The organism is Paenibacillus sp. FSL H7-0714, from assembly GCF_038003765.1.
Lineage (GTDB): Bacteria > Bacillota > Bacilli > Paenibacillales > Paenibacillaceae > Paenibacillus_AQ.
In genome coordinates this window covers 2,612,379-2,625,414 of record NZ_JBBOPT010000001.1, presented here as the reverse complement: position 1 = coordinate 2,625,414, position 13,036 = coordinate 2,612,379, and the positions used below count along the sequence as shown (strand labels likewise).

At 40.2% G+C, this 13,036-nt stretch carries 15 protein-coding genes; 3 read left to right on the top strand and 12 right to left on the bottom strand.

Annotated features, from left to right (window positions below; genetic code table 11):
• Positions 1-96: 96 nt before the first annotated feature.
• From NST34_RS11365 to NST34_RS11350, 4 genes are all read right to left on the bottom strand, one after another.
• Positions 97-1,722, bottom strand: coding sequence for a glycoside hydrolase family 9 protein (locus NST34_RS11365; RefSeq protein WP_341127806.1), 1,626 nt, complete (start codon positions 1,720-1,722; stop codon positions 97-99).
• A gap of 156 nt (positions 1,723-1,878) precedes the next feature.
• Positions 1,879-2,628, bottom strand: coding sequence for a GTP pyrophosphokinase (locus NST34_RS11360; protein WP_042187155.1), 750 nt, complete (start codon positions 2,626-2,628; stop codon positions 1,879-1,881).
• Between the two features lie 86 nt (positions 2,629-2,714).
• Positions 2,715-3,098, bottom strand: a complete 384-nt coding sequence (locus NST34_RS11355; protein ID WP_341127805.1) for a hypothetical protein — start codon at positions 3,096-3,098, stop codon at positions 2,715-2,717.
• Between the two features lie 103 nt (positions 3,099-3,201).
• Positions 3,202-3,780 (bottom strand): LOG family protein, encoded by a 579-nt coding sequence (locus tag NST34_RS11350; protein ID WP_341127804.1) that lies wholly within the window; start codon positions 3,778-3,780, stop codon positions 3,202-3,204.
• A 97-nt stretch (positions 3,781-3,877) separates the two neighbouring features.
• Here NST34_RS11350 and NST34_RS11345 point away from each other — a divergent pair, with 97 nt between their 5' ends.
• On the top strand, positions 3,878-4,195 hold the full coding sequence (locus NST34_RS11345; protein ID WP_341127803.1) for a MazG-like family protein: 318 nt from the start codon (positions 3,878-3,880) through the stop codon (positions 4,193-4,195).
• Between the two features lie 73 nt (positions 4,196-4,268).
• Here NST34_RS11345 and NST34_RS11340 read toward each other — a convergent pair whose 3' ends face one another.
• The 3 genes from NST34_RS11340 to lepB all read right to left on the bottom strand — a co-directional run bounded on the left by NST34_RS11340 (position 4,269) and on the right by lepB (position 7,055).
• Entirely contained in the window at positions 4,269-5,129 is an 861-nt protein-coding gene (locus NST34_RS11340; RefSeq protein WP_341127802.1) for an alpha/beta fold hydrolase, read from the bottom strand.
• Positions 5,130-5,393: 264 nt separating this feature from the next.
• Positions 5,394-6,431 (bottom strand): HD-GYP domain-containing protein, encoded by a 1,038-nt coding sequence (locus tag NST34_RS11335; RefSeq protein ID WP_042187147.1) that lies wholly within the window; start codon positions 6,429-6,431, stop codon positions 5,394-5,396.
• A 126-nt stretch (positions 6,432-6,557) separates the two neighbouring features.
• Positions 6,558-7,055 carry a signal peptidase I gene (lepB, locus tag NST34_RS11330; RefSeq protein ID WP_076283028.1) on the bottom strand — a complete coding sequence of 166 codons (498 nt, stop codon included), beginning with the start codon at positions 7,053-7,055 and terminating at the stop codon, positions 6,558-6,560.
• A 207-nt stretch (positions 7,056-7,262) separates the two neighbouring features.
• Here lepB and NST34_RS11325 point away from each other — a divergent pair, with 207 nt between their 5' ends.
• The gene (locus NST34_RS11325) at positions 7,263-8,201 is read left to right on the top strand and encodes an alpha/beta hydrolase (protein WP_076283385.1); all 939 of its coding nucleotides are present in this window, start codon (positions 7,263-7,265) and stop codon (positions 8,199-8,201) included.
• Positions 8,202-8,341: 140 nt separating this feature from the next.
• Here NST34_RS11325 and NST34_RS11320 read toward each other — a convergent pair whose 3' ends face one another.
• Both NST34_RS11320 and NST34_RS11315 read right to left on the bottom strand, forming a co-directional pair.
• A complete protein-coding gene (locus NST34_RS11320) occupies positions 8,342-8,737 on the bottom strand; it encodes a DUF4265 domain-containing protein (RefSeq protein WP_341127801.1) in 396 nt (131 codons plus the stop codon).
• Positions 8,738-9,105: 368 nt separating this feature from the next.
• A complete protein-coding gene (locus tag NST34_RS11315; RefSeq protein WP_341127800.1) occupies positions 9,106-9,963 on the bottom strand; it encodes an SDR family oxidoreductase in 858 nt (285 codons plus the stop codon).
• A gap of 197 nt (positions 9,964-10,160) precedes the next feature.
• Between NST34_RS11315 and NST34_RS11310 the strand changes: the two genes are divergently transcribed.
• A complete protein-coding gene (locus tag NST34_RS11310) occupies positions 10,161-10,937 on the top strand; it encodes a hypothetical protein (protein ID WP_341127799.1) in 777 nt (258 codons plus the stop codon).
• An 18-nt stretch (positions 10,938-10,955) separates the two neighbouring features.
• On the opposite strand, the gene NST34_RS11305 is transcribed toward NST34_RS11310, so the two are convergent.
• The 3 genes from NST34_RS11305 to NST34_RS11295 all read right to left on the bottom strand — a co-directional run bounded on the left by NST34_RS11305 (position 10,956) and on the right by NST34_RS11295 (position 13,020).
• On the bottom strand, positions 10,956-11,747 hold the full coding sequence (locus NST34_RS11305) for a lipid II flippase Amj family protein (RefSeq protein ID WP_341127798.1): 792 nt from the start codon (positions 11,745-11,747) through the stop codon (positions 10,956-10,958).
• A gap of 24 nt (positions 11,748-11,771) precedes the next feature.
• Positions 11,772-12,182, bottom strand: coding sequence for a ribosomal maturation YjgA family protein (locus tag NST34_RS11300; protein WP_081382731.1), 411 nt, complete (start codon positions 12,180-12,182; stop codon positions 11,772-11,774).
• 220 nt (positions 12,183-12,402) lie between these two features.
• Positions 12,403-13,020 carry a histidine phosphatase family protein gene (locus NST34_RS11295; RefSeq protein ID WP_341127797.1) on the bottom strand — a complete coding sequence of 206 codons (618 nt, stop codon included), beginning with the start codon at positions 13,018-13,020 and terminating at the stop codon, positions 12,403-12,405.
• Between the last annotated feature and the right edge of the window lie 16 nt (positions 13,021-13,036).

Genomic DNA, 13,036 nt, shown 5'->3' with positions numbered 1-13,036 from the left:
ATATCATACCATTTCGTATTATAGCATTTTAGCTGCATAAAAAAAGAGAAAGGCATCTCCCCCCATGAGACATGCCTCTCCCTTATATTAATTAATTTATTGATTAAACCGAGCTGTAACGAACACCGCAGGTGAATTCCAGTAGATCGTTACCTCATTCGTAGAATAACTAAGTTCATGATCGGCAAAGCACTGAGCGGCTGGTTTTCCTTGTAAATGTTCTACTACATATTCATCATGAAGCCCACGATCTGGCCCCCCAGATACAAGACCCGGCACAGGATCAACCACATGGTCACCAACAGATGGACGATGATGCGGATGCATCACTGGATGATCACCAAATCCGGTAACATAACTGATATCCAGTACGTTACGACCCATCAGATAGTGCAAATGATCTAGCGCACAGTCCGCAAAGCTCGAATCTCCACTAAAATATTCAGCCACTAGCAGCAGCATAGCATTGTTCATTACTAGCATATTGCTACCCCAAATATAGTCTTCCTCTTTCAAAGAGATCCTATAGCCATCCTCGCGACTCTGTTCAGATAAACGTCCAGCTTCAGCTAGAAGTCCTTCTATTAAGGAAGCATACAAAGCACGGTCTGCTAGATCTTCACCATTTAATAGATATGCAAGTGTGCCGTAGCCCCCCATATCTGCCCAGCCTAGACTGTATTTTGAAAAAGACAACTGCACCAGTTGCAGAACAGCTTGATGGTATTCTTCTTTCCCCGTCGTACGATAGAGCTCCGCAGCTGCCCAATACCGCTCATCCTTGTCGTTCCCATCTCCATATTCACCGGTGCTAATTTCTGGCGGATTTATAAACCCTGGTGCATCTGGATGTTGAACAAGCCATTTCCAAGCTAGTGTTGCGGCATCCAGACATTTCTTCGCATAGGCTGAGTCAAAGGGCTCATATATCCGCGCTGCCATGGCCATGACTCCAGCAAAATCTCCAGTGGCGGTTGCTGACACCGGTGAGAAATATAGATCTGCTGTATCAGCCTCTGGCATCACATCCAAATCTGGAAAGCTCAGCGTAGTCAGCTTATGATACACTCCACCTGTTCTATAGTCTTGCATTTTGAATAACCAATCCAGCTCCACTTTGCATTCCAGCAGTATATCTGGAGTTATCCCCCCACTTTCAGGAATCGGGATAGCGCTTACAAAAGCAGATGGATATAACTCATAGGCTAGTAATAGATCAGCGATGGCCTTGGCTCCAGGTCCGCTATATTTACCATAATCACCTGCATCATGCCAGCCTCCAGAACAATCTAGACGACGCTCCGTTTCACCATATACAATTCCCTCTGCTGTATGACATGCCTTATGCTTCCAATCTCCAGCATACTCTTCAGTCAACTCAACCCCGCAACGATAATAATAAAAGGCCTTCAACAAGCCCTGTTGAAGCTCGTGATAAGGTTTATCTGAGATTATAAATGATGCCGAAGCTATCCCCTCACCTTGCTCAATCCGGTATCTGCCCACTGCATGAACCTCAGAAAATTCACCTGTATGTACAGTTACTCCGCTTGCCTCATCAAATCTGGGAGCACCTGTCTGCCCTTCGAATACAACATTTCCATGATCAACATCAACAACCTGAAAGTCATGTCCAGCACCAGTAAACACTGCAATCTTTTCTCCACCCACCGGATATCCGATTTGATTTACAGTAATGGTTCGGAGTCTACGCTCACTCATCTTCATTCTCCTTCATATCAATTTGATGAAGCCAATGATTACAAGTCTCTCTTTCAAGTTGAGAATACTCTATTCTAGTTGTACGTGGCAATGATAACTACAATATAAAAAACCTAGAGTTAACCTGAAACGGTAACTCTAGGTGATATAATCAGATTATTTGTCTCCAAGCAGCTTAATAAAGTTAGCTGGAAGTGTGAATTGCTGATTGTGAATCACTATACGGCGAAGCTCCTCAAAGGAACTAAGATCATCATCTTCATCGTCGTCTTTGATTTCCTTAATGTCCCGATGCAGTCGCTCCATTTGCAGATCAAGTGCATGAGCGGCATCCGCTGCATTTTTCAATTCACGCGTCATACTCTCTGGTACTGACTTATTATATTTATAGAAAATTTTATGTTCGAGACTTGCCCAGAAATCCATAGCAATGGTACGAATTTGTACCTCAACGCACACTAACTCCTGACGATCTGACATAAATACAGGTACCTGAATCAGCAAATGCAAACTTTGATAACCGTTAGGCTTGGGATTCTTAATATAATCCTTCACTTCAAGAACCGTTAAGTCGTCCTGCTTCTGAAGCATTTCACTTACATGATAAATATCTGAGATAAAAGAACAGGTAATTCGTAGACCTGCAATGTCTTTAATACAATTTCTCACAGAATCTAGAGATAATTCTCCATTTTTGCGGAGCATTTTGTTCATAATACTCTCGGGAGACTTGATTCTCGATTTGGTATGTTCAATAGGACTGTAATCGTGAAGAGACTGAAACTCCTGTTTGAGGATCTCAATCTTCGTCTCCATCTCATCAAGCGCAAATTTATAAATCAACATAAATCGGGTGATCTCGTGCTTAAGCTTCTTAAATTGTTCGATTTGATTCTCGGGGGTCATTATCCATTTCTCCTCTTGTAGCTTTTCTCTATATTTATCATAGCCAATCCACTAGTGAAATTCAAATTCAGCGAGCGAATGTGAGGTTATTCAAAGTTAATTTGATTCAAATCCCATATTTCAAATGGGGTATTAGACAAGGGTTTAGTATAACAAGCCATTCGTACTTTAAAAGGCTTATCATTAATTTCAACCATTGCATCGCGAAAATAATCAGGTCTTGGTGCTACTTCAGGAGTTGTAGAAAGGACCTTTATGTTCAAAGGATGCTTCATTAGGCTTATTTCTTTCACTGCATCAGCATCGGAATTATAATTTACTTGATTTATGGTTTGGAGTCCCTGTAGTTCCGCATTTAACTGACGTTCAAAATTCCATTTGGAATGCCCAACTTCTATAGTGATCCATCCAATAATAGCTACGATTACAACTAAACATAAAATGAATAGTACATTCTTTTTTACGTTCATTCGCACACCTCCTTGAACTACACCCATATTCTACCACATCTAATGATTAGCAGAAAAAGAGCTCCCTCTCGGCAGCCCTTTCATCTGTTACAGTAACTGTTCTTTAGTTAAGCTGTTTCCACTTTTGCTCCAACGTTTGAGGGACATAGCTTTCTAATTTTTTTAATAGTTCCAAGGGTTCTTGATCTATATTTAACAAACTAAGATGCGAAGCGTTAGAAAATCCCTCGTTAATGCTATGTTGAATTAGATTCATCAGAGGATCAAAATAATTCCTGATATTTAAAACCCCTACCGGTTTCTTATGAATACCGATTTGTGACCAGCACAAAACCTCAAACAGCTCTTCATACGTCCCAAAACCGCCGGGTAAAGCAATAAAGCCATCCGCCAGCTCCCCCATTTTTGCTTTTCGTCCATGCATATCGTCCACTTCTATCAGCTGCGTTAATTCTCTATGTACCATCTCTCCATTAAACAATCCCCTAGGCATAACTCCGATCACCTCACCTCCACCGTTCAAAACAGCATTGGCGACCTCACCCATTAATCCAATTCTTGATCCCCCGTAAACTAAGCGATATTGGTTCATAGCCATGTAGTTTCCAAGTTCAACAGCTTTGACTTTATATTCCTCATGCACCCCTAAATTCGATCCTGCAAAAACACAAATTGATTTCAAATCCTCATCTCCAAACTATATATTGATAATATCCGACATCTAATATACTATATGTTGGAGAATAAATCATATAAAAGATTAAGGAGTGCTACATAATATGGAGATCAATGAAGTGCAGAAATGGATTAAAAGTTATTATGGACAAAGAGGCTGGACCGATTATGGTCCTTTTATACGGGTTGGATTTCTTATGGAAGAGACCGGTGAGGTTGCACGGGCAGTACGCTCCTATGAAATCGGAAGAGATCGCCCAGATGAATCTACCCTTCCACCAGAGCAACTGAAACACGACTTGATTGAGGAAATTGGTGATGTGCTAGGAAATATAGCCTTGTTAGCCGATTTGTATGGTATCACTTTAGAAGAGGCATTTACTGCACATAAGGAAAAATTAGTTAAACGCTTTAATTCCTAAGGAGAAGTAGAAAAAGGGCTACAATCGGCATCACCGTATTGTAACCCTTCTTTATCTAACTATTTAAGCCTCGTTAACTATTACTGCCTAATGTATGATTCGAAATAGCATTAATTATTGTTTCCCAATCATCAGGGTGAACTTCGTGACCCGTTCCTTCTAGGGTTAGTAGCGACGCATTAGGAATTTCATCGGCAAGCGCCAGACCATGCTCCAATGGAAGTACGCTGTCTTCTGTACCGTGGATAACTAAGGTAGAAACCATGGTATTTTTCGCCTTCCCCTCGTAGTCATCCACTCCTGTAAGAAGCGAATGATTAAACATGCTGAGCAAGTTGTTTGCACGTTTTATTTCCATCCTAACTTGTTTATACGCTCTTTTCTCATCGAATTTATGTTTTGATCCACAGAGTATGCTGGAACCGGAAACCAAGTAATCTGCGACCGCTTCTTCATCTGACCAATCCAGACTAGCTCCATTGGCATGAAAAGCGAGGATCCTCTCATCCATTGGAGGTAAGTTCCGGTCATTATCATCAGATTCAAAAATGCTAGATGCGATCAATGTTAAGGTTAGAACTTTTTGGGGATGACGTATAGCAAGGACTTGTGCAATCATTCCACCTAAGGACATCCCAACGATATTTGCCTGTTCTATATTATAAGCGTCAAGTAACCCAGCAGCATCATCGGCCATATCAATTACCGTATAATTAGAACTCCCAGGCTCATATACAACAGAACGTCCCACATCCCGGTTATCATACCTTATAACATATCGTCCTGTATCTGCTAATCGTTGACAAAACTCCTCATCCCAATAAACCATTGAACAAGTGGCACCCATAATTAGTAATACTGCAGGATTGCTGGGTTCTCCAAAACTATCCGAACATATATCAATACCGTTTACTTTAAATATCTTTTCGCTCATTGTTTATTCCTCATTTCATTCGAATTTGGTAATCAAAGAATGCACACTTAAATAAGACCCGTCACATTTTGAAATAAATGGATGTTGGTATCATTGAATTGTACCTCGAATTAACGCAAACGAATGAACTTGATGATCACGATAAGCACTCTCCTACTTCATATTAATGGGTTGTTAACCCAATTTCGATTATAACATAAAAAGACTATCCTCTGATTTTGAATCAGGAGATAGCCTTTCCATTTATCCAGACAAAACTATTCGTTAAATAAATACTTCCTCAACGGTCAAATTTCGCTCCTTGGATAAATCCCTAAACGTAGTTTCATCTACTTTCACTAACGGTTTAAAAATATCCAAAGGGTTGTTCATAATAATCGTACCTTGCTCTCCGTTGCTAAGCTGAACACTTTTACCTACGAAGTTCGGCAGTAAATGTCCAATCAAAGCTTGTACCGCATTTCCATTCAGCTTGCCAAATCCCAGCTCATGCACCTTGCGCAGAACGGTAATCAGCCCTTGTTTGGGTTGATTCACTCTTGCAGAGGTCATCCCAACATAGGCATTAGCAACAGCCACAATCAGTGTATACGGGTGCAGGTCCGCCTTACGAAGCATATTAGGATAACCAGTCCCATCCTCGAATTCATGATGCTGAAGCGCCACCAGAGCGGTCTTCTCGTCATTCATAGATTTAAGAATAATATCGTATCCATACGAAGTGTGACGCTTTAGTTCTTCAGTTTCCTCAGGGGTTAAGATCCCCGTCTTATTTAAGATAGATGGGTCGATCTGACTTTTTCCTATGTCGTGTAAATACCCTGCCCGGCTAATCTCGTAGCGTTCTTCTTTGGTATAACCTAACCAAGTCGCTATGTAAAATGATAGCAGTCCGACCTGTAATGAATGATTGTATGTACCAACATCTTCTCGTTCAAGCAACAGCAATAAGGAAACTACATCCTTATGTTCATCCATTTTTTCCAGCAAGGGCTGCAACGTAAGATCAACATCTGACTGCGTGAAACTGCCCTTGCTGAGTGCTTCTAGAAAAATAGATTCATAGTTTTGGATCGCTAGATCAAAGTTTCCATTAAGGCTTTGCTCCAGATTCGTTCCCTCATTATCCATCGCAATGCTGCGAGGTTCAATATCGACATAATCGATACGATGTCTCATCAGGAGGGTGATTTCTTCTTGGTAAACAATTGTCCCTTTTGGGAGCACGTGTAAACCAACACTATTAAAAGTGTCCAACATAAGACAATCGCCATGTTTGAGATCCGTGACATGAGCTTTCAAAATTCTGCACCCTTCCTATCAATAGGTATATTTTACCTTAAGGATAGCTAAATTATTCCAAAGTCACAATATGGTTAAAGTCTCATTAACACTCTCAATTAGTTCAAAAGACCCCCGCAACATCACCTAAAAAGGAATACTAAAGTCCGCTATCACTTTTCCAATCAACTGATCCTTCGCTACAAAAGGAGTAGCCCAGAGATGAGCATCATAGCTTATATTCCGGTTATCTCCGAGAAAAAAGTAATGATCCGCCGGAACCGTAACGGGTCCAAAAGTATAATTCATCCGCTCATTAAGATAGGGTTCATTGATCTCCGTTCCATTTCTGTAAAGGGCTCCATCTTTAATTTCAATGGTATCACCTGGCAACCCTATCAACCGCTTTACATATCTTTTATTCTCATCACCTGCTACCGGAGGCGTAAACACGACGATATCTCCATGATCGAGTGTCGTCATCCATAACATTTTTTCAACGATTAGACGGTCATTAATTTCAATTGTAGGAATCATAGAGCCAGTAGGAACCCTCATGGCTTCAGCAACATAAGTTCTTACAAACAAAGATAGGACCACTGCGATAGCAACACTAGGCAAATATTGTTTGATAAATTTCAACATAATTGCTCACCTCATATTCATTTTATAAACTCTTTGATTGGTGCAGAAGCTTTTTTCGCTCGTTCATATTCAGTTCATATTGTCGTCATGTAGGGTTCACCTTCATCGGATATGCTTTCTTTGGTAAGTCGATAAGATAGCCAGAATAACTGATGAGGACAGGTGAAGAGACGAGTGAAACCAGAAGAAGAGATTATTAAAAAAAGGATGAATAAACCGCTTAAAATTATACTTATTTCCTTAGGGGCTTTAGCTACTGCAATAGTGCTTTTTCTAGTGACTGTTTTTGTCGCTAATATTTTTCTCAATAAATCGGACCAAGCTAAAATAAAACCCTATGGTCAGTCTGTAAGCGTCGATGGTAAAAATATGAACGTTTTGATTCAAGGAAAGGGTGAAGAGACAGTCGTGCTCTTACCTGGTTATGGAACGGTGGCACCGGGACTTGATTTTAAGCTGTTAATAGATGAACTATCACCATTTTACAAAGTTGTTGTGATTGAGCCTTTCGGTTATGGATTAAGTGATAGAACTGAAAAAGAGCGAACCACAGAAAACATTGTGAGTGAAATTCATGAAGCTGTAAAGCAGCTTAATATTGACCGTTATATTCTAATGGCACACTCTATTTCCGGTATGTACAGTTTGAATTATGTGAACAAATATCCAAACGAAGTGAGTGCATTTGTCGGGATTGATAATAGTATTGCAACGGAAGACAGAATAGGTGTTAAAATACCAACAGGAAAATTAAAACTACTTAGAAAATCAGGCTTGGGCAGATTGTTATTTAAATCAAGTGGAAATCCCTATGCTGAATTGCCGTTTGATGATGAAACTAAAGAACAATTGAGATTGCTTACGCTTAGAAACACTTATAATTACACTAACTTAAATGAAGTGGAACATATGTCTTCTAATTATAAAGGGGCTCTAAATTCAACTTTTCCAAAGGATATTCCCCTTTTGCTCTTTGTACAAGGGGATGATACTCTCTTAAAAGATTGGATATCATTGCATGAAGAGCAAGTCAAAAATTCCGTACAAGGAAAATTGGTAAAACTTGATGCAGGACATTATCTGCACCATACCAAATCAAAAGAAATCGCCGAAAATTTTAAGACATTTATGAAAGAAATAAAATAAGTATAGATTGTATCGCTCAGATTGTCTAAACCGTTTCACCTATTCTCCATGCTGCTGCATCATGTGCAAGCTTCCTTGCATTTCATGCCGCAGCATTTTTTTTCTTATTCATACTCGTTAATATTTACGTACCCACACTTCTAAAACCGCTCAATAATGCGATTCATTTCCCCATCTACGTCCATCATAGTATTCTTAGGAATATGAATAACCAACAAACCGCCAAAGATCTGTTCACATTTCCCATCATTCTCTGTGATCCGTTGTTTAAAAGCAGAAATGGCTGCTGAATCAACAGCCTCTTTACTGAGGAGCCAAGCGTACCTTTTGAAATGAGATTTCTGTACAGTTTCCTGATAGTAATAGATCCCTAGCTCTTCTTTCACCCGTATAATATCACCCATTGTAACATTTGGATTAAAGATCGGCGTCTCTTCGATGCGGTATTTATCTTTACCGACTGGAGTAACATCAAGGATTTCAATTTCACGGCCTGCTGGATCGAAGCAAATATGTAGTCCTGACGAATCTAGCATCAGCACACCTCAATTCTATTCAAAATCTGATCTTGATGATTCTAAATAACACAAAACACAATAAATACATTAAGCTTGTAATCCCGAACAACCTGAAGATTCCCGGCGTTAATAACATATATAAACTGTATGGAAAACTCCAAATAAAGGCGAGAAGCATGAGAAGGCTTCTGTTTAAAGAGACACCTATCGCAAGTAATCCGGCAGGCAACACCAACATTACCATACTTATTATAATACTGGATTGATTCGTAACCTCAGCATACGGATTAATGAATATAAATATAAACCATAAAAAAACGGTCATCAAACTGGATACATATCCAATGAGTTTAATGATTGTTAAGTTTATGGATTGCTCCATTCCATCACCTCAATTCTTTCGCAATAATTCTCTCCAGCCATTTCCACGGGAGCAGCGTTTTGCCTAAGATCAAGATCCGGGTGCCTTTGCCGATAGGATACCGAAGCCTCGGTGACTTCATTTCAGTAATACGACCGATGAGATCTGCCACTTGCTTTGGATCAGGTGCAGTTTCAGCGGTATGCTTGGAATATCGTAGCACAGCGTCCAGACGGTCTCTATAAGGAGAATCCTCGACTTGACGAATTAGTGCCATTCCTTTTCCCCAAATCGAAGTACGGAAGGAGCCAGGTTCAATTAATACTACACGTATTCCATAAGGAGACATTTCATGACGCAGACTTTCACTGAATCCTTCTACTGCAAATTTGGAAGCTGCATATGGAGCGTACCCTGGAAACCCGGACAACCCGCTTATACTCCCCACGTTAATAATCGTACCACTTTTCTGTTCTCGCATAACTGGCAGCACAGCTTTTGTCACCGCGACTAATCCGAAAAAATTCGTCTCCATTTGCTGACGCCATTCTTCCATGGATATCTCTTCTATGAAGCCGCCTATAGCAAAGCCTGCATTATTTACCAAAACATCAATTCTTCCGAATGTTTCGTGTACTGAGGTTATAGTCGCCTGTATAGAATCACTATCGGTAACATCCATGGTCATAAAATGAAGCTGCTTCAAGAGTCCTGCTTGCTCTGCCTGCTGTTCAAGCTCGCCTTTACGACTCAAATCGCGCATGGTTGCTACAACTTTGAATCCCTGTCCTGCTAGTTTAAGGGCTGTGAGCAGTCCAAATCCACTAGAGGTTCCGGTTATTAAGGCCACTCGATCATGCATTCGATCTAGATGTGAATTCATCTTTGACTCTCCTTATGTTTCATTATTTCAAAAAGCAAACAAATGTTCTTTTTCGGATTGACTATCCATTAATTTCAAGTTATAGTAAGTGTATCATTTATATTTCTGCGGGAGAAGCACCTCGCAAGATAGGCTTTCATGCCTATCTTGGAGGTGCTTTTTTTTGCGCACATAGACTAATTAAGGAGCTGAAATGAATGTTTATTCACAATTTTAGTTATTTAAAGAGGTTTGTCCAATTAATCCTAGTAGTAGCTCTCCTCAACATCAACCTTACATTAGCTTCTGCAGGTACAGACTGGGATTCAGCCTTAGATGACATTAACGGTCTCCATGGTAATTATACCTCGCTTCAAGTAGCCCTCAAGTCCGATAGCTCAAAAATTCAAATGCTACGTAAGCAGAACAATGAAACACTGAAATCTATTCACTCTGTCATAGAGTCAACAGATAAGGTTCTGCTGAGTCGTTTATCATCTGAAGCAACGTCGGCTCAGAAGAAACATGCTCCTCTACTGGACCAATACAGCACACTCAGTAAGCAGTCTACCGCAGCCAAGAAAGCTAAGGACTTTAAGACAGCCACTCTCCTGGATCTAAGACGCAATAAGCTCAAAGCTGCGGTAACACTCGCTCGAACTGAAATTAAGGCCAAGACAGACGCTTTTGCAACTGCCCGCAAGCAAACAGCTGCCAAGATCAAGCCTATCAAAGATGCTCTGGCACCAGTCACAGCTCTGAAGAAGCAAATCACCGCCGAGAACAAGAATATCGCTGTAGCACAGAAAGTTCGTTCAGAAGCAGATAAACAATATAAATCGGCTGTAAAACAAGGGGATGCGATTAAGGCAGTATCAGAAATGAGAATATCCTATGAGCAAATGAAACGAATTCATGACATGCATCAGAATATTTACAGCTGGGAGCAGAAGATCTCCCTAGCTCTACGATCTGCAGAGTCTAAGCTTCCATAAGGATTCGCTCCCACCAGCTCATATCAGCTTCACTAACATACTAATTAGTTGGGCTGCGGGCACAATTAGGAGCTGAGCAAATATAGTACCTATAAATCGTGAACCCATCAATACCACATATATTTTTCCTAGCTGATCACGGTATTCTACATTTTCAGTGGCTTTATGGGTAATAAGACCAAGCTGTGGGTCGATAAATATGGTCAGCAGTATAGTCGCCATTCCGTTAATCAATCCTGAGGCTTGAGAAGCAGTCGTGCTATATTGAGGCATTAGATGAGCAGCATACAAAGATGATATGACCCCTACGGTGTAAAAGGCTGTAACAAAAACATTCATAACAATAAAACGTTTAGGAATCCCCAGGTATCTGAAGTTATATAGATTCACTTTTGGTTTTCTCATGTATTTTCTAGTATTTTTTAACTGCCCGATCGTTACGCTCGTAAGCAGCTTGGGAATAGAACCTTCGATTTCAAGCTTTGAGATGATTCTCCCAAACAAACCTACAAAAGTAGGGAAAATAGCAATGGCAATTAATGTCCCTAATGAAGAAGCTAACAATATAATTCTCAAGTAATTAAGAAGTGGGAAATCAGAATGTATTTTGGCATAATCTACGAATTTAGCCGTCAGTGGAGCTTGAATCATGTTTGCAGTTCTTGACACGAGAACAATAATGCCTGTCAGAGACAAAGCAATAGCTATCTTGTTCAGCTTCACCCCGGCGTATCTTACCGAATAAGATAAGGTTTCTGCTGTATGAATAATCATTGTAAGCAAGCATACTACAATCAAACTATTTACCATTTTTAGGTTCATCTCCATTGAAAGCTATTTATCTATTCGGTGCAGTTTTGGGCGAAAGTATTGATCCAGTCCGTAAGAAAGCGTAATTCCAACGGTATATCGAACAAGGTCAATCCATAGGAATCCCTTTCCGAGAATCAACCCACCGAGTATGGTAGCACGGATGCTGTTGATCCACTCTGCTTGATACAGTTGGCTAAATTCTATGCCGAAGCTAAACATCAGGCTCCACATAAAAGCGATCCACAGCTTCCGGTTCACTAGCAGTACACGAAACATAAAGTAAACCATGCTACCCCAAAGCGCATCTCCAAAATGTCTCGTTACAAACAAAGGTAGCTGTTCCGAGAATGCTCTAGAGCATAACCCCAGTACAATAACAATTAAGCAGATGCATCCATAAATAACCCTTTCTTTTAAAGCATTGACTCTCATTTCCATCCTCTATCCTGCGTCTGACTTGAAATTTATGCTTGATATAATATTAATCATCACGATATAAAACGGATAAATAATCATGGTCCCTATTATGATTAACCCCGTTACCGGAACTGGTTTATCCGCAGCTTCTGTAATTGGGAACCATGCTGCGAATAAATTAATAAACAGAACCAAATAGGGAAACCACAGGATCGTAGTGAAATATATGGATTTTTTACCGCTCAAATATTTTTTTGTCATCCAAACAAACCCTAAGTACTTCGGGGTTCCACATTCGTTCCACACTAGTGAGCTCTAATTCGTCAAATTCCAGCCTATAAATATCTGGTTTCGAAGTCTGTTCAAAGAACTCATAACCATACTTTTTATTGAAGTAATTCAGGATAATGGTCATGATATTCCCGTGGGTACCTAGTGCTATTTTGCCGCCTTTATTTTGCTGGATCAATTGCTTCATGATGGGGATCGCACGCTCTTGCGCTTCCTGAGTACTCTCACCATTTGGCATTTTATATTGTAAGTCTGTGAATGATGTCTGGATACCCTGAAGAAATTCTTGTTCACTGATCTCGATTTCAACGTTTGCGATGGCTCTTTCTCTAAGTTCCTCATACAGCTCAATTTCTTGATCCGATGCCTCAGCCAAATACTTAATCGTATCTATGGCTCGTCTATAAGGACTAGAAACAAAATGTGTGATCTCTTCCTCCGCCAACAGTTCTTTAATTCTATATGCGTCCTCATGCCCTTTATCAGATAATCCTCGTTCTCTCTCATCCCCAAGCACAAAAGGTGATACTGCGTGTCTAATCATATAAATAAAAGTCTTCATGAGTTACTCCTCTCCA